Source organism: Stenotrophomonas sp. NPDC077461 (genome assembly GCF_049545475.1).
Lineage (GTDB): Bacteria > Pseudomonadota > Gammaproteobacteria > Xanthomonadales > Xanthomonadaceae > Stenotrophomonas > Stenotrophomonas nematodicola.
This window is the reverse complement of sequence record NZ_JBMWDO010000001.1, coordinates 217,380-239,282: the sequence shown is the minus strand read 5'-3', so window position 1 is coordinate 239,282 and position 21,903 is coordinate 217,380. Positions and strand designations below refer to the sequence as shown.

The window sequence follows — 21,903 nt, the reverse complement described above, 5'->3', positions numbered from 1 at the left end:
CGTGCGGATGGCGCTGGCTGCAAGCCTGTTGCCCCCGGCCGCGAGCGCGGCGGAGGCCGATATCGGCGCGTCCGGCGACGCCCTGCTGCCGGCACCCACGCCGTTGACGGCAACGCAGACGCTGTATCTGGATGTGACCCTCAATCGCAGTCCACGCGGTCTGCTGCCGTTCTCGCTGGACGCCGGCCGCCTGATGGCCCCGGCCGCCACCCTGCGCCAGCTCGGTTTCAGCGTGCGGGGTGAGGCCCCGCTGCCACTGGATGCCCTGGGCGGCGTTGTGGTGCGCTACGACGCTGCGCTGCAGACCTTGGCGCTGGACGCGCCGCTGTCGCAGCTGACCCTGCCCACCACCCTGCTGGAACGCCCGGCAGCGCCCACGCCGGTGGCCAGCGCGTCGCCGGGCGCCCTGCTCAATTACGACGTGTATGCCAGCCACAACCAGGATGCGGGCAACCTGGCCCTCACCACCCAGTGGCGCGTGTTCGGCCTCGGCCGTGGCGTGCTGGAAAGCACCCAGTTGCTGCGCACCTACCAGGAAGGCCGCAGTGGCCACTGGCGCGGCGAAAGCGTCCGTCTGGACAGCCGCTGGGAACTGGACTTCCCCGACAGCGCCACGACCTTGACCGTGGGCGACTTCTTCAGCGGGTTCGTCGACTGGAGCCGCCCGGTACGCATGGGCGGCGTGCAGATCGGCCGCAACTACGGACTGCAGCCCTACCGTGTGCTCACCCCCACGCCCACCTTCCTTGGCGAGGCGGTGGTGCCCTCCAGCGTGGAGCTGTACGTGGACGGACTGCGTCAGTACAACGGCGAGGTCCCGGTGGGGCCGTTCCAGCTCGCCGCCCAGCCCGGCATCAGCGGGGCCGGCAACGCGCAGGTGGTGATCACCGACGCCTACGGGCGCATGCAGACCGTGGACTTCGCCTTCTACGGCGCCCAGCAGCTGCTCGCCAAAGGCCTCACCGACTGGTCACTGGGCGTGGGCCGGATGCGCCGCGAATACGGTGTCCACTCCTTCGCCTACGACACCCCGGTGCTGGTCAGCGGCACCTGGCGCCACGGTGTCAGCAACCGCTTCACCGCCGAGGCCCACGCCGAAGGCGGTGGCGGCGTGGCCAACGCCGGCGCCGGCGGCTGGTGGCTGCTGGGCCCCGGCGGCGTGTTCAACGCAGCGTATGCCGGCAGCCGTGTGAACGGTCGCGAGGGTGGCCAGTGGGCGCTGGGCTACAGCTGGAACAACCGGCGCGTCAACGTCAATGCCGCCACCCGCCGCACCCACGGCGACTACCGCGACCTGGGCGCCCTGCAGGAGGCCCTGCCCCCCGATGTCACCGACCAGCTCACCCTGGGCCTGACCCTGGGCCGCGCCGGCGCGATCAGCGCAAGCTACCTGCGGTTGTCCTATCCCGACGGTGACGACAACCGCTACGCCAGCCTGTTCTGGAACAAGACCTTCTCGGCGCGCTGGTCTGCCTACCTGTCCTTCAACCAGGACCTGTCCGACCGTGACGACCGCAGCGTCTACCTGTCGGTGTCGGCCAGCCTGGGCCGCAACCGACAGAGCAGCGTGTCGGCCCAGCGCAACGGCGACCGCCGTCTGTATGCCGTGGATGTCTCGCAACCGGTTCCGGGGGACGGCAGCCAGGGTGGGTTCGGCTGGCGGCTGCAGGCCCGCGATGGCGACGGTGGTGCCGGCGGACTGGCCGAACTGGGCTGGCTGAACCGGGTCGGCCGCTACGCACTCGGCGCCTCGCGCCAGGGCGATGCCAACTTCGCTTATGCCAATGCCGCCGGCAGCCTGGTCTGGATGGGGGGCCATGCCTTTGCCGCACGCGAAGTGCCGGATGCGTTCGCGGTGGTTTCCACCGATGGTATCGGCGGCATCCCGGTGCGCCTGGAGAACCGACTGATCGGGGTGACCGATGCCAACGGCCTGCTGCTGGTCACCCCGCTGCTGTCCTGGCAGCGCAACCGCCTCTCCATCGACACCCTCGACCTGCCGGCCGAGATGCGCGCCGACCGGGTGGACACCTGGGTGACGCCGCGCCAGAACGCCGGACTGGGCGTTGCCTTCGGGCTGCGGCGCACCCGCCAGGCCACCGTGGTACTGCACGATCCGCTGGGCCTGGCCCTGCCCCCGGGCAGCCGCGTGCACCTGCCCGATGGCCGCCGGACCATCGTGGGCTATGACGGCGAGGCCTACCTCGACGATCTGCCTGCGCAGAGCCGCCTGCGCGTGGAGACAGAGACCGGCCGCTGCGAGGTCGAGGTCGCGGTGGTCGGCACGGCCGACGGCACGCCCCTGCGCATCGGCCCGCTGCGCTGCCTGCCGGTGCCCCCATGAGCAGCGCCTGGCACAGCGGACTGCCGCTGGCGGCGCTGCTGGCGTGCCTGTGGCTGGTACCGGCGCCTGCGCGGGCAGCCACCACCTGCACCGCGACCGCCCCGGGCGCGCTCGCCTTCGGCACCATCACCAATGGTGCAGCGGCGCCGACCAATGTGATGGTGTCGTTCAAGATCCAGTGCAGCACCGTCGGCCTGTCCCTGCTCGCCGACGCGTCGGTCCGGGTCTGTGTCGGCATCGGAACCGGCAGCACGGGCACCACCCTGTCCCCGTTCCGCGGCATGACCAACACCTTCGGCGACACCATGTCGTTCCAGCTCTACACCAATGCCGCGCGCACCATCCCGTGGGGACTGCTGCCGGGCGGAACGCCCCCGGCGCAGGTCGTCGATCTGAAGTACCCGGTGCCTGTCCTGGGTGGCAATGGCGAAGTCACATTGACCCTCTACGGCCAGATCCCGGCCAACCAGGCGCTGGCCTTCGGCAGCTACACCAGCAGTTTTTCCGGCAGCGCGGTCACCCTGGAATACGCCTACAACGAAGTTCTCCTGGGCGGCTCGACCACCCCGGCGACCTGCACCGCCGGCACCACCGGGCACAAGACCGCCACCGACGCCTTCCCGTTCACCGTGACCGCCAACGTGCTCGCGCAATGCAGCGCCACGGTCGCCACCGACATGGACTTCGGCAGCCGCGCCGGCAGCATCGCCAGCGCGATCGACCAGACCTCCACCATCACCACCACCTGCCTGAAGCGCACGCCGTTCACGGTCGCGCTGGACAACGGCCTGTATGCCGGTGGCACCAGCGTGCGGCGGATGCGGCACGTCACCAACGCCGCCTACACCATTCCCTATGAGCTGTACCGCGACAGCGCGCGCACCCTGCGCTGGGGCACTACACAGAACGTGGACACCCTTGCCCAGACCGGCACCGGCAGCGCGCAGCCGATCACCGTGTACGGCCGCGCACCGGCCACGGTCGGTGCGGTGGCCGAAGGCAGCTACAACGACCGCGTCCAGGTCACCATCACGTTCTAGGCCGGTGGCGTTCCCTCAAGCATGGCGCCACAACGCCGATAACCCCGTCGCCCTCCCTGTTGTCGACGTGGATGATCCGCCGCCGTTCCGTCCCGCTGCTGGCGCTGAGCCTGCTCGCCAGCCTGGCCGTCCCCGCGGCCTTGTGCGCCCCCGCCACGCCCCTGCGCATCACCCTGCGGGTCGTCGAGGCATGCCGTCTGCCGTCCGGCCCGGCGACGGACGCCTGTCAGGCGGCCCACCAGCGCAGCGATGATGGCACCCCGCCACCTGCGCAGGTGCAGGCACTGGCCCCGGCCGATGAAACGGCACCGCCCGGCCCGGAGCGCGCATGGCCTCCCACCTTCATCTTCTGATCGCGCCGCAGGCGGCGCTGCTTGCCGTGCTGGCAGGGCTGCTGCCCGGCGTCGCAGCGGGCCAGGCGCTGGAGATCGCGCCGCTGCAGGTCACCCTCCCCACCGGCAGCGCCGACGGCGAACTCTGGCTGCACAATACCCACCCGGGCGCATGGACGGGCCACGCACGGCTGTATCGCTGGGAGCAGACGCCCGACCGGGAGCTGCTGACCCCGGCCGATGACGTGGCCTTGAGCCCGACCCGGCTCACCATTGCCCCGGGCGGCCGGCAGCGGCTGCGCGTGGTGCGGCTGGACAGCGGCCCGCTGGCGCAGGAGCGCAGCTACCGGCTGCTGCTCCGCGCAGGGCCGGACAGCCCGCCCCTGCAGGTCTCGCTGCCGGTGTTCCTGGCCCCGGACGGCGACGCGGCAGGTCCGCCCGCCCTGACCGTGCAGCTCGGCGACGCCCTGCCCGGCCCGTCCCTTCGGCTCTACAATGACGGCCCTCGCCATGTCCGCCTGGCCGACCTGGCCTTCGTGGACCACCACGGCCGGCGCCACCCGCTGATCCCCGGCCTGGCCGGCTACGTCCTGCCGGGCCGGATGCGCCAATGGTCCCTGCCGGCCCGGGCGGACGGCTACCACCGCGGCCGTTTCCAGGCCCGCCTGGACGATGCCGCCCAGGCCGATCTGGCCCCGGCCACCCCGCCAATTGCGCCGGCCGCCGCAGCCAGGCTATAATCGACGGGATTTCCCGCGCTCTTCGCGTGAAAACCGTCCACACCGGACGTCACCGGTGAATCCACACCTGTCGTCCCCATCCGTGCCGGGGTGCTCCGCAAGGAGTTCGGCCACGGAGACGACCGGGAAGCCCAACCCCGGAACCACCCGCCTCACGGCGGACCGCCCATCTATTACCCGTGGCGGCCGGTTCCCACTCAGGAGTATTGCAATGCCCCAGGTCACCATGCGTCAGATGCTGGAAGCCGGCGTCCACTTCGGCCACCAGACCCGTTACTGGAACCCCAAGATGGGCCAGTACATCTTCGGCGCCCGCGGCAAGATCCACATCATCAACCTGGAAAAGACCGTTCCGCTCTTCAATGACGCGATGAACTTCATTTCCAGCATTGCCCAGAAGCGCGGCACCATCCTGTTCCTGGGCACCAAGCGCAGCGCCCGCGAGTCGATCCGCGAAGAAGCCGAGCGTTGCGGCATGCCGTTCATGAACCAGCGTTGGCTGGGCGGCACCCTGACCAACTTCCGTACCGTCAAGCAGTCGGTTGCCCGCCTGAAGGAACTGGAAGCCGGCGAAACCGACGGCAGCTTCGACAAGCTGGTCAAGCACGAAGTGCTGGGCCTGCGTCGCGAGCGTGACAAGCTGGAAGCCTCGCTGGGCGGCATCAAGGACATGAACCGTCTGCCGGACGCGATCTTCGTCATCGACATCGGCCACGAAGACATCGCCATCAAGGAAGCCAAGAAGCTCGGCATCCCGGTGATCGCTGTCGTCGACACCAACTACAACCCGGAACTGGTCGACTACGCGATCCCGGGCAACGACGACGCCATCCGCGCTGTGCAGCTGTACGCCCGCGCCGCTGCCGACGCCGTGCTGGAAGGCAAGGCTGCTGCGCCGCACGCCGCCACCGTCCGTGAAGAAGAGTTCGCCGAAGCCGCGGCCGCCGAAGAAGGCAAGCCGGCTCGTCGCGCTCCGGCCAAGAAGGCCGCTGCCGACAAGGGCGAAGCCCAGGCCTGATCCAGGCCCCTGGTGGGCGCCACGCGCCCACCGATCCTGTCCGCTGCCGACGGCGCGACGACAGGACACTGTCACACGGGCCGGCCACCATGCCGGCCCAACCCCTTTCTTTCGTGAGGAAATCCCGTGGAAATCACTGCTTCCCTGGTCAAGGAACTGCGCGAGCGCACCGGCGCCGGCATGATGGAGTGCAAGAAGGCACTCACCGAAAATGGCGGCGACATCGACGCCTCGGCCGAATGGCTGCGCAAGTCGGGCCTGGCCAAGGCCGACAAGAAGGCTGACCGCGTTGCTGCCGAAGGCATCATCGTTGCCGCCCAGGACGGCAACAAGGCCGTGCTGGTCGAGATCAATTCCGAAACCGACTTCGTCGCCAAGGACAGCAACTTCCTGGACTTCTCCAAGGCCGTTGCCGCCACCGCCCTGAGCTCGGGCGCTGCCGACATCGACGCGCTGAAGGCCGCCAAGCTGCCGACCGGCGAGACCATCGAAGAAGCCCGCGCCGCCGTCATCGCCAAGGTCGGCGAGAAGGTCGACGTGCGTCGCATCGTGCGTCTGGAATCGACCAACAACGTCGCTGCCTACGTGCACGGCGGCCGCATCGGTGTGCTGGTTGAACTGGCCGGCGGCGACGCCGAGCTGGCCCGTGGCCTGGCCATGCACGTGGCTGCCATGAACCCGCCGCACAACAAGGCGGCCGATGTGCCGGCCGACTTCGTGGCGAAGGAAAAGGAAATCGAACTGGCCAAGATGTCCGACAAGGACAAGTCCAAGCCGGCCGACATCCTGGAAAAGATCATCAGCGGCAAGATCGCCAAGATCGTCAACGAAGTGACCCTGTACGGCCAGCCGTACGTGCTGGACACCAACCAGTCGGTCGAGCAGGTGCTGAAGGCGGCCGGCGGCGACGTGGTCGGCTTCAAGCGCCTGGCCGTTGGCGAAGGCATCGAGAAGGTCGTGGAAGACTACGCGGCCGAAGTGATGAAGCAGGCCGGTCTGGCCTGATCCATCGCCTCCAGCGCGATAACGAAAAAGCCCGGCTGACGCCGGGCTTTTTTTTGCTCCACGCCTCTGCGCGTGACATCGCCGCCGTTGACGTTGCAGCGCCCCTCAGCCCTTGGACTGGAACGACACTTCTTCGTAGGGCTGCACCACCACCCAGCCTTCGCCGGCGAACTTCATCTGCAGACTCTCGCCCGAGCCGCGACCGACCAGCGTGCCCAGCGACACATCCGCCACCACCTCCGGCGACAGCGAACCCGACCACGCCACCGTCGCGTTCGGATCGGTGAACACCGGCCCGCCCTGCGCCGTCACCCGCAGCGTCATCGGCTCGTAGTGCGACGTCACGGCCACGATGCCGTGCCCGCTCAACCTGATGTTGAACAGCCCGCCGGACAGCATCCCCGCCACTTTCTTCATCATCGTGATCTTCGACTCGATCCCGGTTTCGAAGGCCAGCACATCGTTGCCGTTGACGAAGATCGACTCGCCCGCCAACCGCAGCAGCGTCACCTTCTTGCCCGCATCGGCCAGGTACACCCGCCCCTGCCCTTCCACCTTCATCAGTTGCAGGCCTTCGCCGCTGACCATCTTCTTCAGCAGCGTGCCCAGCCCCTGCTCCAGGATGCCCTGGCGGGTGAACTTCACCCCGCCCTTGCGCGCCACCATCGACCCCGCCTTGGCCCACACCAGACCATCGACACGCACCTCCAGCATCCGCGGGCTTTCCAGCTCGAACGCGTCGGCGCTCACATCCTTTTCCTGCGTGGTGGACAGAAACTCCTGAAGCGACTTCACGGTCATGGGGACAACGTCCTTGAGATGGAGACCGCGAATGGTAGCGCCCACCGCCCCAACGGCGCACGCCTTCGAACCGCAGGCCCCCACCACTCACCCGGCACTCCCCCATTCGTCGGCGGATGTGTTACCAAAGAACCTGTCGCGCCTGCCCCCTGCAGTCTGCCCACTGGTTTTGCCTTGCATGGCGCCTCGGCGCACCATTGCCAACGCCAGTTTCCATAACAACGCAAGAATCCACGATCAAATCTGTGACGCACACCATGTATTCTTGCCACAACACATCAATAGCCCCGCCATGCCTCCCGAGCTGACAGCCGCCCTGGCGCTCTGCCGCAACCTGCCCTCGCCACCCGGTATCGCCTTGCGCATCATCGAGCTGGCGCAGGACCCGGAAGCGGACATCACCACTGCCGCCGACATCATCGCCATCGACATGGCGTTGAGCGCGCGCATGCTGCGCATCGCCAACTCGCCGCTGTACGCCAGCCGCCGCCGGATCGAAAACCTCGGCCAGGCACTGACCATGCTCGGCCTCAACGCCACCGTCAGCCTCGCCCTTGGCTTCACCGTGACCCAGGGGCTCACCGGCCCGGGCGAAGGCCAGGACCTGCGCGAACGCGCATGGCGACGCAGCATTCTCAGCGCCCTCGCCGCCAGCCTGCTCGGCCAGGCGCGGGGTCTGCGCAAGGCCGAAGAGCTGATGCTGGCCGGCCTGCTGCAGGACATCGGCGTGCTTGCGCTGGCCCAGGCCGAGCCGGAACGCTATCTGCCCCTGCTCCGCCAGGCCGCCGACAACGACGCGCTGGTGGCACTGGAACGTGAACACCTCGCCTGCAGCCATGCCGACGTAGGCGCCTGGATCGCCGAAGCGTGGGCCTTGCCGCGCTACCTGGTGGAGAGCATCGCGCGCAGCGAGCAGCCCGAGGCCACCGAAGACACCTTCCAGGCCTGCGTCGCCGTCTCGGGCGCGGTAGCCGACATCTGGCTGAGCCGCGACGCCGATGCGGCCCGCGAACACGCCCTGCAGCTGGTCAATACCCGGCTGCAGCTGGACAGCGCCCAGTTCGACCAGGTCCTGGCGCGCATCAGCGAAGCGCTGCCGGACATCGGCGCCCTGTTCGAGACCACCCTGTTCTCCCCGGCGCGCGTCCAGCAGCTGATCGACCACGCCCAGGAACTGGCCACCCTGCGCAACCTGCGCGAGATGCAGGACGCCGCCCAGGCCCGCAAGCGCGCCGATGAATTCGAGGCGCGCGCCAACCGGCTGGCCGAGCAGGCCCATCGCGATGCCCTGACCGGCGTCCTCAACCGCCGCCAGCTCGAGGCCGTGCTGGAACAGGAGTTCCTGCGCGCCACCCGGCACGGCTGGCCCCTGTCGGTGGCCTTCATCGACCTGGACGACTTCAAGAAGATCAACGATGCCCACGGCCACCTGATGGGCGACCAGGTCCTGCGCATGTTCGCCAGCAAGCTGCAGGAGCAGCTCCGCAACAGCGACACCGTGGCCCGCTTCGGCGGCGAGGAGTTCATCGCCCTGCTGCCCAACACCACCGAACCGGTGGCCCTGGAAGTGGTACGCCGGGTCCTGGCCAACATCGTCAACACGCCGATGGCCGAACTGGAGGGAGGCCCCCTGTTCGTGACCTTCTCGGCCGGCGTGGCGACCCAGGGCGGTTACGAGCGTTTTGCCGATGTTCAGGACCTGCTGAAGGCCGCCGACGACGTGCTGTACCGCTCCAAGAACCTGGGCCGCAACCGCGTCATCGCTCGCTCCCCGAGCTCCGCCCCGGCCTGAACGGGGCCGTGACGACAGGCCCCCGGCGGTCCCGCCACGGACGCCGCAGTGCAGCAAAATAATCCTGCTCCGCGGCCCGGCTTCCAGTAGAATTCCCGCGTTTTCCACGCATCCAGAGGCCACCATGTCCAATCTCACCTATCGCCGCATCCTGCTGAAAGTTTCCGGGGAGGCGCTGATGGGAGACGAGGACTACGGCATCGACCCCAAAGTGATCCACCGGCTGGCGCGTGAAGTGCTCGAGGCCCAGCAGGCCGGGGCTGAAGTCGCCCTGGTCATCGGCGGCGGCAACATCTTCCGCGGCGCCGGCCTGGCCGCAGGCGGCATGGACCGCGTCACCGGCGACCAGATGGGCATGCTCGCCACGGTGATCAACGCGCTGGCCATGCAGGATGCGCTGGAAAAGCTCGGCGCCAAGGCGCGCGTGATGAGCGCGATCAAGATCAACGATGTGTGCGAGGACTACATCCGCCGCCGCGCCATCCGGCACCTGGAAAAGGGTCGCCTGGTGATCTTCGCCGCCGGTGTCGGCAGCCCGTTCTTCACCACCGACTCCGGTGCCGCCCTGCGCGCCATCGAGATCGGCGCGGATCTGCTGTTGAAGGCCACCAAGGTCGATGGCGTCTACGACAAGGACCCCAACAAGTACAGCGATGCCGTGCGCTTTGACACGCTGAGCTACGACGAAGTGATCCGCCGCGGCCTGGAAGTGATGGATACCGCCGCCTTCGCACTGGCGCGCGACAGCGACCTGCCGCTGCGCGTGTTCGACATGGGCCAGCCGGGCGAACTGCTGAAGATCCTGCACGGCGAGAACATCGGCACCCTGGTGCAGGGCCGCGACAGCGCTGCCTGACCCCCGCCGCCCCCGGCAAACGGCACCGATTCCGCAACCGCAGCCCACGCAGCGGCGCGGAACTGGTGCCGATGGGCCCGGTATCGGCCCGTATTCGCCTATAATCGCCCGATTCCAGTTACATCCAGGATTCGGGCGATGCTCAACGATATCAAGCAGGACGCGCAGACGCGCATGGCAAAGAGCATCGATGCTCTGAAGCACACCCTCACCTCCATCCGCACCGGCCGCGCATCGCCGTCGCTGCTGGACCGGATCACCGTCAAGGCCTACGGCACCGACACGCCGCTCAACCAGGTCGCCTCGATCAGCGTCTCCGAGGGCCATTCGCTGGTCATCACGCTGTTCGACAAGGGCATGATCAAGGACGTCGAGAAGGCCATCTACGCCTCCGACCTCGGCCTGACCCCGAACGTGGCCGGCACCGTGATCCGCCTGAACCTGCCGCCGCCGACCGAGGAGCGCCGCAAGGAGCTGGGCAAGCAGGTGCAGAAGGAAGGCGAAGGCGCCAAGATCGCCATCCGCAACATCCGCCAGGACGCCAACAAGGCGATCGCCGCGCTGCTCAAGGACAAGTCGATCAGCGAAGACGACAAGAAGCGCGGTGAAGACGACATCCAGAAGCTGACCGACAAGTCCATCAAGGACGTCGACAGTGTCGTGGCAGAGAAAGAAAAGGAACTGATGGCGGTCTGAGCCCCCATGACCTCAGCCCCGTCCAGCGGCACTGCCGCGCCCCTGCCCCGCCACCTGGCCATCATCATGGATGGCAACGGGCGCTGGGCACAGAAGCGTCGTCGCCCGCGCGTGATCGGCCATCGTGCCGGCGCGCGCGCGGTCAATCGCACCATCGACTTCTGCCTGGAGCGCGGCATCGCCGTGCTGACCCTGTTCGCCTTCTCCAGTGAGAACTGGGGGAGGCCGCAGGAGGAAGTGGATGCGCTGATGAAGCTGTTCCTCAATGCGCTCGATCGCGAAGTGGACGAGCTGCACCGGCGCGGGGTCCGCGTACGCTTCATCGGCGACCGCCAGCGCTTCGGCGCCGGCCTGGTCAGCCGCATGCAGCTGGCCGAACAACGCACCGCCGACAACCGCGCGATGACCCTGAACATCGCGGCCAGCTACGGCGGCCGCCAGGACATCGCGCAGGCCGCGCGCGACCTTGCCGCCGAAGTGGCGGCCGGTCGCCTGCTGCCCGAGCAGATCGACGAAGCCCTGCTCGGCAGCCGCATCGCGCTGGCCGACCTGCCGCCCCCGGATCTGTTCATCCGCACCGGCGGCGACACCCGCATCAGCAATTTCCTGCTGTGGCAGCTGGCCTATACCGAACTGTGGTTCACCGACGTGTTGTGGCCCGAGTTCGATGCCGCCGTCCTGCAGCAGGCCCTGGATGCCTACGCCGCGCGTGAACGTCGTTTCGGCCTGACCAGCGCCCAGATCGCCGCCCTGGCCACCGAGACCACGACCCCATGACCAGAACCCGAGTCATCGCCGCACTGATCATGGCGCCGGTCGCCATTGCGGCCATCCTGCTGCTGCCGACCCCGTGGCTGGCCGCCGCCGCCGCCGCCGTGTTCCTGATCGGCCTGTGGGAATGGCTGAAGCTGGCCGATGTCGACGACACCCTCGCCCGCACCGTGCTGCTGGTCCTGAACCTGGTGCTGATGGTGCTGATCGTGTGGGCCGGCGACGGCTCGCTGGTGCTGTACCAGATCGCCGCACTGATCGGCATCGGCTGGTGGGTGCTGGCCCTGGTATGGCTGCGCTTCTTCAACTTCGGCGCCAGCCCGAGCAGCCCGGCGCGTGCGCTCAAGCTGCTCGCCGGCACCCTGGCCATCGTCCCGGCCTGGGCCTCGCTGGTGCTGATCCATGCCAGCGGCAGCAACGGCCACCTGTGGCTGCTGACCGCGTTGGCGGTGGTGTGGGCAGCCGATTCGGGCGCCTACTTTGCCGGCCGCACCTTCGGCCGCACCAAACTGGCGCCGCGGATCAGCCCCAACAAGACCTGGGAAGGCCTGGGCGGCGGCATGGTCGCCGGCCTGCTGGTCGCGCTGGGCTTCGGTTTCATCGCCGGGGTCGAGAGCGGCCACCTGGTGGGCCTGACCATCACCGCTGTCGTCACCGTGTTCGCCTCGGTGCTGGGCGATCTGTTCGAGAGCCTGATCAAGCGCCACGCCGGCGCCAAGGACTCCGGCCACATCATCCCCGGCCACGGCGGCGTGCTGGACCGCGTCGACGGCGTGCTGGCCGCCCTGCCGGTCTTCGCCCTCGGCAAGGAAATCTTCGGATTCTGAGCATGACCAGCGTCAACACCCCCCGCCAGGTCGCCGTGTTCGGCGCCACCGGTTCGATCGGCGCATCCGCGCTGGACGTGATGGCACGCCATCCCGACCGGTATCGCGCCAGCGTGCTGGCTGCCGGCCGTCAGGTCGACGCGCTGGTCGCGCTGTGCGTGGCGCATCGGCCCGATCACGCGGTGATCGCCGACGCGACCCTGTATCCGGCCCTTCGCGCCGGCCTGCAGGCCGCCGGGCTGGCCACCGAAGCGCATGCCGGGGCGGTCGCACTGGATGCCCTGGCCGCCAGCGATGCCTGCGACACCCTGGTGGCGGCCATTGTCGGCGCGGCCGGGCTGTCGTCTACGCTGGCCGCAGCCCGGGCCGGCAAGCGCATCCTGCTGGCCAACAAGGAGTCGCTGGTGCTGGCCGGCGAACTGCTGATGCGCCAAGCTGCCGCGGCCGGCGCCGAGATCATCCCGATCGACAGCGAGCACAGCGCCATTTTCCAGTGCCTGCGCTCCTGTGACGCCAGCCTGGACGGGGCCGGCGTCCGCCGCATCATCCTCACCGCCTCGGGTGGCCCGTTCCGCGGCCGCCGCCGCGCCGAGCTGGCCGACGTCACTCCGGCCCAGGCGGTGGCGCACCCGAAATGGTCGATGGGGCCGAAGATCTCGGTCGATTCGGCGACGTTGATGAACAAGGGCCTGGAAGTGATCGAGGCCCACCACCTGTTCAACGTGCCCGGCGAGCGCATCGATGTGCTGGTGCACCCGCAGAGCCTGGTCCACTCGCTGGTCGAGTTCGTGGATGGGTCCACCCTGGCCCAGCTCGGCCTGCCGGACATGCGCACCACGCTGGCCGTCGGCCTGGGCTGGCCCCGCCGGATCGACTCGGGTGTCGGCGGGCTGGACCTGCTGACCCAGGGACGGCTGGATTTCGAGGCCCCCGACACCGACGCCTTCCCCTGCCTGAAGCTTGCGTGGCAGGCGATGGCCGCCGGCGGTACCGCGCCGGCCGTGCTCAATGCGGCCAATGAAGTGGCGGTTTCAGCGTTTCTTCAGGGTCGGATCGCTTTCCTTGCCATTCCGGCGCTGGTGGCTAACGCTCTGTCAACACTGTCGGTGGAGTCCGCCGATACACTGGAGGTCCTGCTGAGCGCGGACCGCCGTGCCCGCCAGATCACCGAAGCCGCCATCGACCCCGCCTGAATGCCCGACGCTCCCTCTTACTTTGCCATCGCTCATGGGTGACTTCATCGGATCGGTCTGGTGGATGATCGTCAGCCTTGGGCTGCTGGTGACCTTCCATGAGTTTGGCCACTACTGGGTCGCGCGCCGCTGTGGGGTGAAGGTACTGCGCTTCTCTGTCGGCTTCGGCCGGCCCCTGTGGATGCGGCGCAATCGCGCCGGCACCGAATTCGCGATTGCCGCCATTCCGCTCGGTGGCTACGTGAAGATGCTCGATGAGCGCGAGGTCGAGGTACCGCTGGCCGAGCGCTCGCAGGCCTTCAACAACAAGACCGTCTGGCAGCGGATCGCGGTCGTGGCCGCCGGCCCGCTGGCCAACCTGCTGCTCTGCGTGGCCCTGCTCTGGGCGATGTTCGTGATCGGTCGCCAGGACTATTCGGCCACCATCGGCCGCACCACGGGCATGGCCCAGGCCGCCGGCCTCCAGGCCGGCGACCGGGTGCTGCGGGTGGACGGGCGCGACGTCGTCACCGCCGGCGAGGCCAGCATGGCCCTGACCACGGCGGCGATGGACCGCAAGGACGCGCAGGTCGAGGTGCTGGACACCCAGGACCAGCAGCGCACCCGCATCCTGCCGCTGTCACAGCTGCCGGCCGGCTTCGACGAGCGCCGTGTTCCGGTGCTGGCGGGCCTGAACTGGCAGTACTGGCTGCAGCCGGCACTGGTGGACAGCGTGGTGCCGGGCTCGGCGGCGGACGGCGTGCTGCTGCCGGGCGACCTGATCGTGGCCGTGGACGGCCAGCGCATCGAAGCGGCCGACCAGGTGCCGGCCCAGGTGCTGGCGCTTGGCCAGCGCGGTGGCGCGGGCATGATCGACGTGCTGCGTGCCGGTGAACGGCTGGCGCTCGAGGTCACCCCCCAGGCGGGCAAGGGTCCGCGCGGCCAGGCGACCTGGCAGCTCGGCATCGCCTTCCCGCAGGGCCATGCCCCGGCCTACGACGCCGAGCTGAAGTTCGGCCCGTTCGCCGCCGTGCCGGTGGCGCTGCGCGAAACCGCCCGCCTGGCCGGCGATTCGCTGGGCATGATGCGCCGCATCGTGACCGGCAACGCCTCCCTGAAGAACGTGTCCGGGCCGGTCACCATCGCCCAGGTGGCCAATGGCACGGCCAAGCGCGGGGTGGACTGGTTCCTGTATTTCCTGGCCCTGCTGTCGCTGAGCCTGTGCATCATCAACCTGCTGCCCATCCCCATCTTGGACGGCGGGCACCTGCTGTATTACCTTATTGAGTTGGTCAAGGGCAGCCCGCTCAGTGAGCGCGCCATGGCCGCCGGTCAGTACATCGGCCTGGCGCTGCTGGCGGGACTGATGGGATTGGCGTTCTACAACGACATCCTTGGTCTGGCCCAGCGATGAACTTTTTTCTTTTGTCGTCGTCTTACACGCCGGCATCCCGCAATGTTGAAATCGACTCCAACCGGACGTGACATGACGCGACTCCCCAATCGCCGCCTGCTTGCCCTCGCACTCGCCGCCGGTTTCGGCGCGCCCGCCCTGGCGCAGGCAGCCGAGCCCTTCACCGTCAGCGACATCCGTGTCGATGGTCTGCAGCGCATCACCTCCGGTACCGTGTTCACCTACCTCCCGGTGGAGCGTGGCGACACCCTGACCGACAACAAGGTCGGCGAGACCATCCGCGCCCTGTACAAGACCGGTTTCTTCGAAGACGTGCAGATCGACCGCCAGGGCAACATCATGGTGGTGACCGTGCGTGAGCGCCCGGCGATCAACAAGCTGACCGTCACCGGCAACAAGGACATCAAGAGCGACCAGCTGCTCAAGGGCCTGAGCGACATCGGCCTGACCGAGGGCGGCACCTTCGACCGCCTGAGCCTGGACCGCGTGACCCAGGAACTGCGCCGCCAGTACAACGATCGCGGCAAGTACAACGTCGACATCACCCCGACCGTGAGCCCGCTGGACCGCAATCGCGTGGACATCACCATCGCGATCAAGGAAGGCAAGGCCGCCAAGATCCAGCACGTGAACCTGGTGGGCACCGAGAAGTTCGCCTCCGAGGACATCCTGGAAACCTGGGAATCCAAGGAGCACAACTGGGCCTCGTGGTATCGCCGCGACGACCAGTACTCCAAGGAAAAGCTGTCCGGCGACCTGGAAAAGCTCAACTCCTGGTACCTGGACCGCGGCTACGTGGACTTCAGCATCGACTCCACCCAGGTGTCGATCAGCCCCGACAAGCGCGACATGTTCATCACCGCCGGCGTGACCGAGGGTGAGCAGTACAAGATTTCCGAGATCAAGGTCACCGGCGACACCATCCTGCCGCAGGAGGATGTCGAGCGCATGGTGATCCAGAAGTCCGGCGACACGTTCTCGCGTGCGCTGCTGGAATTCAGCTCGGATGCGATCACCAATTCGCTGTCCAACATCGGCTACGCCTTCGCCAAGGTCAACCCGATCCCGACCAGCAACCGCGCCGACCGTACCGTGGCGATCAACATGCAGGTCGTGCCGGGTCCGCGCGTGCAGGTGCGCCGCATCACGTTCAAGGGCAACACCCGCACCTCCGACGAAGTGCTGCGTCGCGAAATGCGCCAATTCGAGAACAGCTGGTACTCGCAGGCCGCGATCGACCGCTCCAAGATCCGCCTGCAGCGCCTGGGCTACTTCGAGGCGGTGGACGTGGAAACCCCGCAGGTCACCGGCAGCAACGACCAGGTGGACGTGGTCTACAACGTCAAGGAAACCACGTCGGGCAGCTTCGTGTTCGGCCTGGGCTATTCGCAGTCCTACGGCATGACCACCTCGGTGCAGCTGTCGCAGAACAACTTCCTCGGCGGCGGCAACCGCGTGTCGGTCGAAGCCTCGCGCAGCAGCTACCTGCAGCGCTACGGTTTCTCCTACACCAACCCCTACTTCACCGATGACGGCGTCTCGCTGGGCTACAACCTGTCCTGGCGCGAACTGGACTACTCCGACTTCAACACCGCGCAGTACAACAGCACCAACGGTGCGGCGCAGATGATCTTCGGCGTGCCGATCACCGAGAACGACACCGTCTCGCTGATGTTCGGCATCGACAGCAACCAGATCACCACCTACCAGGGCGCCACGCCGGAAGCGATCATCGACTACATCAACGCGGTCGGTCAGCGCACGTTCCACTCCTGGCGTACCGAGCTGGGCTGGGCGCGCGATACCCGCAACGACTACTTCATGCCCACCCGCGGTACCTACCAGCGCGTCGGCCTGGAGACCACGCTGCCGGGCTCGACGGTCGAGTACTACAAGCTGAACTACCAGTTCTCCAAGTACTGGCCGATCATGCCGTCGCTGGTGATCAACACCCGCGCGGAAATCGGCTACGGCGACAGCTACGGCAAGGACGTCACCCGCGACCTCTGCTATACCCCGCCCACCACCGACAACCCGAATCCGACGCAGACAGTGAACTGCAATACGTCCTCGCCGGACTACCGCAAGACCGTGACCGCCACGGGCCTGCCGTTCTACGAGAACTTCTACGCCGGCGGCACCAACTCGGTGCGCGGCTTCGAAGACAACACGCTGGGCCCGCGTTCGGAAGCCATCAACGGCTACACCAACGGCCAGCCGCTGGGCGGTTCGCTGAAGACGGTCGGCTCGATCGAAGCGTACTTCCCGCGTCTGTTCGACAGCCCGTCGGCACGCATCTCGGCGTTCCTGGACTTCGGCAACGTGTACACCGGGGTGGACAACTTCAAGGCCAACGAGCTGCGCGTGTCCACCGGTGTGGCGCTGTTGTGGCGCGCACCGGTCGGTCCGATCTCGATCAGCTACGCCTTCCCGCTCAAGAAGGAAGACGGCGACGAAATCGAGCGTCTCCAGTTCACGTTCGGCGGCCAGTTCTAAGCGTCGGACGCATCAACAGAAACGCCGGGCATGTCCCGGCGTTTCTGTTTTCGAGCCTCAAGCCGCAAAGCGAACGGCGAACGGCGGCGTTTCACCTGCTACGGGCTGGAGCCGCCGCCGGGTAGCCGCGCGCCGGGACGTGCGCCGCGAACCCGCCCCGACCCGCCCAAGCCAGACGTCCCTTCAGCCACACGCTGTTCGCCTGAATCCAACAGCAGCCGGGCACAGCCGGGGGGTACACAGCCCGTCGTACGCGCGTGGTGGATCAGGCCCGGAAAGGGCCGAACATGACCGAAGTCACGGCACACGGTAAACTTCCGGCGTGAATACTCCTTCCTATACCGCCCAGCAACTCGCCGAGCAGTTTGGCCTGCAGGTCCACGGTGATGGCAGCACCGCCATCCGTGGCGTGGCCACCCTTGCCCATGCCGGCCCCGGCCAGCTGACCTTCCTGGCCAACCCGCGCTACCGCGCCCAACTGGCCGACAGCCAGGCCGGCATCGTGGTGCTGCGCGCCGAGGATGCCGAGGCCGCACCCGGCACCGCGCTGGTGGCCAAGGACCCGTACACGACCTTCGCCAAGATCGCCGCGCTGTTCGACATCGCGCCGACCCGTCCGCCAGGCATCCACCCCAGCGCGATCATCGATCCGGATGCGCAGGTGGCCGCCAGCGCCCACATCGGCCCGTTCGTCACCATCGGCGCGCGCAGCGTCGTCGGTGAGAACTGCATCGTCGGCCCCGGCAGCATCATCGGCGAGGACTGCACCCTGGACACCGGCTGCGAGCTGATCGCACGGGTGACCCTGGTGACCCGGGTCAAGCTCGGCAAGCGCGTGCGCATCCATCCCGGTGCCGTGCTCGGCGCCGACGGCTTCGGCCTGGCAATGGATGCCGGCCACTGGATCAAGGTGCCGCAGCTCGGCGGCGTGCGCATCGGCGACGACTGCGAGATCGGCGCCAACACCTGCGTGGACCGCGGCGCGCTGGAAGACACCGTGCTCGACAACGACGTGCGCCTGGACAACCTGGTGCAGATCGCACACAACGTGCAGATCGGTGCGCACTCGGCCATCGCCGGCTGCACCGGCATCGCCGGCAGCGCCAAGATCGGCCGCTACTGCCTGCTCGGCGGCGCCGTCGGCGTGGTCGGCCACCTCGAAATCTGCGACAAGGTCGTCATCACCGGCAAGTCGGTGGTGCGCAACTCCATTCATGAGCCGGGCGAGTATTCGTCCGGCACCCCACTGACCGACAACCGCACGTGGCGCAAAAACGCCGCGCGCTTCAAGCAGCTCGATGCATTGGCCCGTCGCATCCTGTCTGTGAGCAAGGAGAAGGAATGAGCCACGAACAGAAGCTGCCGGACATCACCGAGATCCAGGCGTTGATCCCGCACCGTTACCCGTTCCTGCTGGTCGACAAGGTCGTGTCGATCGACTACGACAAGCGCACCATCGTCGCAACCAAGAACGTCAGCATCAACGAACCCTTCTTCCAGGGCCACTTCCCGGGCCAGCCGATCATGCCCGGCGTGCTGATCATCGAAGCGATGGCCCAGGCCGGTGGCGTGCTCACCCAGCTCACCCTGGGCCGCGATGCGCAGTCCAAGCTGTTCTACATGGTCAAGGTGGACAAGGCCCGTTTCAGCAAGCAGGTCGTTCCCGGTGACGTGCTGGAAATGCACGTGGAGATCAAGCGCGTGATCCGCAACATGGCCGTGTACGACTGCGTGGCCAAGGTCGACGGCGAGATCGTGGCGTGCGCCGAAGTGCTGTGCGCCGGCACCCGCGAATGAGTCCGGCAGGAGACCTGCGATGAGCGACAACGCCCCCCTGATCCATCCCACCGCCGTGGTCGACCCGTCGGCCCGGCTGGCGCCCGATGTCCGCATCGGCGCGTTCAGCCTGATCGGTGCCGATGTCGAGATCGGCGCCGGCACCGAGGTCGGTCCGCACTGCTCCATCCACGGTCCGACCCGGATCGGCCGCAACAACCGTTTCATCGGCCACGCCGCGATCGGCGGCGAGCCGCAGGACAAGAAGTACACGGGCGAACGCACCGAGCTGGTGATCGGCGATGACAACGTCATCCGCGAGTTCGTCACCATCAACCGCGGCACCGCAGGCGGCGGCGGCATCACCACGGTTGGCAACGACAACTGGATGCTGGCCTACACCCACGTGGCGCACGACTGCCATGTCGGGGACCACTGCGTGTTCTCCAACAACACCACGTTGGCCGGCCACGTGACCGTGGGCGACTACGTGATCATCAGCGGCTTCGCCGGTGCCCATCAGTTCTGCCGGATCGGCGCGCATGCGTTCCTGGGAATGGGCGCGTTGACCAATGGCGACGTACCGCCGTTCACGATGGTGGGCAGCGATTCGCTGGGCCGACCGCGTGGCATCAACAGTGAAGGACTGAAGCGCCGCGGTTTCGACGCCGAGCGCATCGCCAGCATCAAGCGCGCCTACCGCACGCTGTATGTGGCCGGCCTGCCGCTGGCCGAAGCCAAGGTGCAGCTGGCCGAACAGGCGCTGCACAGCGCGGACGTGAAGGACCTGCTGGACTTCATCGAGCACGCCGAGAGGCCGCTGCTGCGATGACGGGACCGGGCGGGCCCCTTCCCACCGGCACGACCGCCGAGATCATCGAGCTCGCGGCGGTTGTGGGTGCGCTGGAGACCACCATCGTGGCCACGCCACGCGCATCCGACCGCCCGGTGCGGATCGCACTGGTCGCGGGCGAAGCATCCGGCGACCTGCTCGGTGCCGGCCTGGTCCGCGAACTGCGGCAGCGCTTCCCCAACGCCGAGTTCGCCGGCATCGGCGGCGATGCCATGCGCAGCGCCGGCTGCCAGACCTGGTTCGATGCCAGCGAGCTGGCGGTGATGGGGCTGACCGAAATCCTGCGCCACCTGCCGCGCCTGCTGAAGCTGCGCGGCGAGTTCCGCACGCGTGCGCTGGACTGGCGGCCGGATGTCTTCATCGGCATCGACGCCCCGGACTTCAACCTGGGCGTGGAGCGCTGGCTGAAGGAGCGCGGCATCACCACGGTGCACTACGTGAGCCCGTCGGTGTGGGCCTGGCGCGAGAAGCGGGCCGAGAAGATCGGCGCCAGCGCCGATCTGGTGCTTTGCCTGTTCCCGATGGAGCCGCCGATCTACGCACGGCACGGCATCGATGCGCGCTTCGTCGGTCATCCGATGGCTGACGACATTCCATTGCAGAGCGACCGCGACGCGGCCCGCATGGCGCTGGGCCTGCCCGCCAACGCCAGCGTGCTGGCCGTGCTGCCGGGCAGCCGCCTGGGCGAGATCGGCAAGCTGGGCGAGGCGTTCTTCGAAGCCGCCTGGCAGGTGTCCGAGCGCATTCCCGGGCTGCATGTGGTGGTTCCGGCCGCCAATCCGGCCTGCCGCCAGCTGATCCAGGAACAGTTGTCGCGCTCGGCGCTGCCGGTGGCGCATTCGCACCTGCTCGATGGGCAGGCACGCGAGGCGATGATTGCCGCCGACGTGGTGGTGCTGGCCTCCGGCACCGCGACACTGGAAACCATGCTGGTCAAGCGCCCGATGGTGGTCGGCTACCGGGTGGCCGAGCTGACCTACCGCATCGTCAAGGCGCTGGGCCTGATCAAGGTCGACCGCTTCGCGTTGCCCAACATCCTGGCCGGCAAGGACCTGGCGCCGGAGCTGATCCAGCACGACTGCGTGCCGGACAAGCTGGCAGCCGCGATTCTGCAGTGGTTCGACCACCCGCAGCGTATCGCCGACCTGCAGGGCACTTACGCGCAACTGCATCTGCAACTGCGCCGTGACGCCTCGGCACGTGCCGCCGAGGCGGTGGCCGAGCTGCTGATGCGCCAGCCGCGCACAGGTGGGGCGGCGTGAGCCGCCGCCACGCTGCGGCCGCCTCGCTGGCGCTGTTCGATGGGGCGGCACTGGCGACAGTCGCACCGCGCTACGTCGCGGGCGTGGACGAAGCAGGGCGCGGCCCGCTTGCCGGTCCGGTCGCGGTGGCGGCCGTCGTGTTCTGCCCGGACCGCCCACGCCTGAACGGCCTGGACGACTCCAAGCAGCTGACGGCGCTCCGCCGCGACGCGCTGTTCGACAGGATCCAGCAACGTGCGCTGGCCTTCCACGTGGTGATGGTGGACGTGGCCGAGATCGACGCGCTCAACATTTACCAGGCCACGATGCTCGGCATGCGCCGCGCGGTCGAGGGCGTGGCGCACGTGGCGCAGTTCGCGCGCATCGACGGCAACGTGGTGCCCAAGGGCCTGCCCTGCCCGGCCCAGGCGCTGGTCGGCGGCGATGCGCTGGACCGCGCGATCATGGCCGCCTCGATCCTGGCCAAGGTCAGCCGCGACCGCTACATGCTGGCGCTGCACGAGCAGCACCCCGAGTACGGCTTCGACCAGCACAAGGGCTACGGCACCCCGGCCCACCTGGCCGCCCTGCGCACGCACGGCCCCTGCCCGCAGCATCGACGCAGCTTCGCGCCGGTTCGGGCGTGTTTCGATACCGAGCTGGTCGCGGTCCCGGGCTGAGCGCTTCACGGCCGACGCGGAGGCGTGCTGTGCCTCGGACCGGTCGTGC

Annotated in this window: 20 protein-coding genes; 19 read left to right on the top strand and 1 reads right to left on the bottom strand. The window is 68.0% G+C overall.

Features of this window, described 5'->3' with window-relative positions:
• Positions 1 to 7: 7 nt before the first annotated feature.
• The 6 genes from ACPEH8_RS01120 (at position 8) to tsf (ending at position 6,479) form a co-directional block, all read left to right on the top strand.
• Entirely contained in the window at positions 8 to 2,344 is a 2,337-nt protein-coding gene (locus tag ACPEH8_RS01120; protein ID WP_423665837.1) for a fimbria/pilus outer membrane usher protein, read from the top strand.
• Entirely contained in the window at positions 2,341 to 3,384 is a 1,044-nt protein-coding gene (locus ACPEH8_RS01115; RefSeq protein WP_136004253.1) for a Csu type fimbrial protein, read from the top strand. Before ACPEH8_RS01120 ends, ACPEH8_RS01115 begins: the two co-directional genes overlap by 4 nt.
• 71 nt (positions 3,385 to 3,455) lie before the next feature.
• Positions 3,456 to 3,737: a hypothetical protein gene (locus ACPEH8_RS01110; RefSeq protein ID WP_136004255.1), complete on the top strand. Its 282-nt coding sequence runs from the start codon at positions 3,456 to 3,458 to the stop codon at positions 3,735 to 3,737.
• A complete protein-coding gene (locus ACPEH8_RS01105; RefSeq protein WP_423665835.1) occupies positions 3,713 to 4,456 on the top strand; it encodes a fimbrial biogenesis chaperone in 744 nt (247 codons plus the stop codon). The genes ACPEH8_RS01110 and ACPEH8_RS01105 overlap by 25 nt, the downstream gene beginning before the upstream one ends.
• A 211-nt stretch (positions 4,457 to 4,667) precedes the next feature.
• Entirely contained in the window at positions 4,668 to 5,474 is an 807-nt protein-coding gene (gene rpsB, locus ACPEH8_RS01100; RefSeq protein WP_017355305.1) for a 30S ribosomal protein S2, read from the top strand.
• 126 nt (positions 5,475 to 5,600) lie between these two features.
• Positions 5,601 to 6,479, top strand: a complete 879-nt coding sequence (gene tsf, locus ACPEH8_RS01095) for a translation elongation factor Ts (protein ID WP_017355306.1) — start codon at positions 5,601 to 5,603, stop codon at positions 6,477 to 6,479.
• A 105-nt stretch (positions 6,480 to 6,584) separates the two neighbouring features.
• Here tsf and ACPEH8_RS01090 read toward each other — a convergent pair whose 3' ends face one another.
• Entirely contained in the window at positions 6,585 to 7,280 is a 696-nt protein-coding gene (locus ACPEH8_RS01090; RefSeq protein WP_017355307.1) for an AIM24 family protein, read from the bottom strand.
• Positions 7,281 to 7,572: 292 nt separating this feature from the next.
• On the opposite strand from ACPEH8_RS01090, the gene ACPEH8_RS01085 reads away from it, so the two are divergent.
• The 13 genes from ACPEH8_RS01085 to ACPEH8_RS01025 all read left to right on the top strand — a co-directional run bounded on the left by ACPEH8_RS01085 (position 7,573) and on the right by ACPEH8_RS01025 (position 21,854).
• Positions 7,573 to 9,072 carry a GGDEF domain-containing protein gene (locus tag ACPEH8_RS01085; RefSeq protein ID WP_017355308.1) on the top strand — a complete coding sequence of 500 codons (1,500 nt, stop codon included), beginning with the start codon at positions 7,573 to 7,575 and terminating at the stop codon, positions 9,070 to 9,072.
• Between the two features lie 124 nt (positions 9,073 to 9,196).
• Positions 9,197 to 9,928, top strand: a complete 732-nt coding sequence (gene pyrH, locus ACPEH8_RS01080) for a UMP kinase (protein WP_017355309.1) — start codon at positions 9,197 to 9,199, stop codon at positions 9,926 to 9,928.
• Between the two features lie 138 nt (positions 9,929 to 10,066).
• Complete coding sequence (gene frr / locus ACPEH8_RS01075; protein WP_017355310.1) at positions 10,067 to 10,624, top strand: ribosome recycling factor; 558 nt, start codon at positions 10,067 to 10,069, stop codon at positions 10,622 to 10,624.
• A 6-nt stretch (positions 10,625 to 10,630) separates the two neighbouring features.
• A complete protein-coding gene (uppS, locus tag ACPEH8_RS01070) occupies positions 10,631 to 11,401 on the top strand; it encodes a polyprenyl diphosphate synthase (protein WP_017355311.1) in 771 nt (256 codons plus the stop codon).
• Positions 11,398 to 12,222, top strand: a complete 825-nt coding sequence (locus ACPEH8_RS01065) for a phosphatidate cytidylyltransferase (protein ID WP_017355312.1) — start codon at positions 11,398 to 11,400, stop codon at positions 12,220 to 12,222. The genes uppS and ACPEH8_RS01065 overlap by 4 nt, the downstream gene beginning before the upstream one ends.
• A gap of 2 nt (positions 12,223 to 12,224) precedes the next feature.
• On the top strand, positions 12,225 to 13,415 hold the full coding sequence (locus ACPEH8_RS01060) for a 1-deoxy-D-xylulose-5-phosphate reductoisomerase (RefSeq protein ID WP_423665833.1): 1,191 nt from the start codon (positions 12,225 to 12,227) through the stop codon (positions 13,413 to 13,415).
• Positions 13,416 to 13,449: 34 nt separating this feature from the next.
• The gene (gene rseP, locus ACPEH8_RS01055; protein WP_287256248.1) at positions 13,450 to 14,808 is read left to right on the top strand and encodes an RIP metalloprotease RseP; all 1,359 of its coding nucleotides are present in this window, start codon (positions 13,450 to 13,452) and stop codon (positions 14,806 to 14,808) included.
• Between the two features lie 72 nt (positions 14,809 to 14,880).
• Entirely contained in the window at positions 14,881 to 17,304 is a 2,424-nt protein-coding gene (gene bamA, locus ACPEH8_RS01050) for an outer membrane protein assembly factor BamA (RefSeq protein ID WP_313217037.1), read from the top strand.
• A 322-nt stretch (positions 17,305 to 17,626) separates the two neighbouring features.
• Positions 17,627 to 18,649 (top strand): UDP-3-O-(3-hydroxymyristoyl)glucosamine N-acyltransferase, encoded by a 1,023-nt coding sequence (gene lpxD / locus ACPEH8_RS01045; RefSeq protein WP_017355316.1) that lies wholly within the window; start codon positions 17,627 to 17,629, stop codon positions 18,647 to 18,649.
• The gene (gene fabZ / locus ACPEH8_RS01040) at positions 18,646 to 19,101 is read left to right on the top strand and encodes a 3-hydroxyacyl-ACP dehydratase FabZ (RefSeq protein ID WP_136004262.1); all 456 of its coding nucleotides are present in this window, start codon (positions 18,646 to 18,648) and stop codon (positions 19,099 to 19,101) included. Before lpxD ends, fabZ begins: the two co-directional genes overlap by 4 nt.
• Positions 19,102 to 19,120: 19 nt before the next feature.
• Positions 19,121 to 19,912 carry an acyl-ACP--UDP-N-acetylglucosamine O-acyltransferase gene (gene lpxA / locus ACPEH8_RS01035; RefSeq protein WP_017355318.1) on the top strand — a complete coding sequence of 264 codons (792 nt, stop codon included), beginning with the start codon at positions 19,121 to 19,123 and terminating at the stop codon, positions 19,910 to 19,912.
• Positions 19,909 to 21,195, top strand: coding sequence for a lipid-A-disaccharide synthase (gene lpxB, locus ACPEH8_RS01030; protein ID WP_136004263.1), 1,287 nt, complete (start codon positions 19,909 to 19,911; stop codon positions 21,193 to 21,195). The genes lpxA and lpxB overlap by 4 nt, the downstream gene beginning before the upstream one ends.
• Positions 21,192 to 21,854: a ribonuclease HII gene (locus ACPEH8_RS01025; RefSeq protein ID WP_026070657.1), complete on the top strand. Its 663-nt coding sequence runs from the start codon at positions 21,192 to 21,194 to the stop codon at positions 21,852 to 21,854. Before lpxB ends, ACPEH8_RS01025 begins: the two co-directional genes overlap by 4 nt.
• Positions 21,855 to 21,903: the final 49 nt, after the last annotated feature.

Bases quoted from the DNA above. Each gene is read 5' to 3' on its own strand.
- bamA (WP_313217037.1), top strand. From the start codon at position 14,881: ATGACGCGACTCCCCAATCGCCGCCTGCTTGCCCTCGCACTCGCCGCC.
- ACPEH8_RS01110 (WP_136004255.1), top strand. From the start codon at position 3,456: ATGATCCGCCGCCGTTCCGTCCCGCTGCTGGCGCTGAGCCTGCTCGCC.
- ACPEH8_RS01105 (WP_423665835.1), top strand. From the start codon at position 3,713: ATGGCCTCCCACCTTCATCTTCTGATCGCGCCGCAGGCGGCGCTGCTT.
- pyrH (WP_017355309.1), top strand. From the start codon at position 9,197: ATGTCCAATCTCACCTATCGCCGCATCCTGCTGAAAGTTTCCGGGGAG.
- ACPEH8_RS01090 (WP_017355307.1), bottom strand. From the start codon at position 7,280: ATGACCGTGAAGTCGCTTCAGGAGTTTCTGTCCACCACGCAGGAAAAG.
- uppS (WP_017355311.1), top strand. From the start codon at position 10,631: ATGACCTCAGCCCCGTCCAGCGGCACTGCCGCGCCCCTGCCCCGCCAC.
- ACPEH8_RS01065 (WP_017355312.1), top strand. From the start codon at position 11,398: ATGACCAGAACCCGAGTCATCGCCGCACTGATCATGGCGCCGGTCGCC.
- ACPEH8_RS01060 (WP_423665833.1), top strand. From the start codon at position 12,225: ATGACCAGCGTCAACACCCCCCGCCAGGTCGCCGTGTTCGGCGCCACC.
- rpsB (WP_017355305.1), top strand. From the start codon at position 4,668: ATGCCCCAGGTCACCATGCGTCAGATGCTGGAAGCCGGCGTCCACTTC.
- ACPEH8_RS01120 (WP_423665837.1), top strand. From the start codon at position 8: ATGGCGCTGGCTGCAAGCCTGTTGCCCCCGGCCGCGAGCGCGGCGGAG.
- rseP (WP_287256248.1), top strand. From the start codon at position 13,450: ATGGGTGACTTCATCGGATCGGTCTGGTGGATGATCGTCAGCCTTGGG.
- lpxA (WP_017355318.1), top strand. From the start codon at position 19,121: ATGAGCGACAACGCCCCCCTGATCCATCCCACCGCCGTGGTCGACCCG.
- lpxB (WP_136004263.1), top strand. From the start codon at position 19,909: ATGACGGGACCGGGCGGGCCCCTTCCCACCGGCACGACCGCCGAGATC.
- ACPEH8_RS01085 (WP_017355308.1), top strand. From the start codon at position 7,573: ATGCCTCCCGAGCTGACAGCCGCCCTGGCGCTCTGCCGCAACCTGCCC.
- ACPEH8_RS01115 (WP_136004253.1), top strand. From the start codon at position 2,341: ATGAGCAGCGCCTGGCACAGCGGACTGCCGCTGGCGGCGCTGCTGGCG.
- fabZ (WP_136004262.1), top strand. From the start codon at position 18,646: ATGAGCCACGAACAGAAGCTGCCGGACATCACCGAGATCCAGGCGTTG.
- frr (WP_017355310.1), top strand. From the start codon at position 10,067: ATGCTCAACGATATCAAGCAGGACGCGCAGACGCGCATGGCAAAGAGC.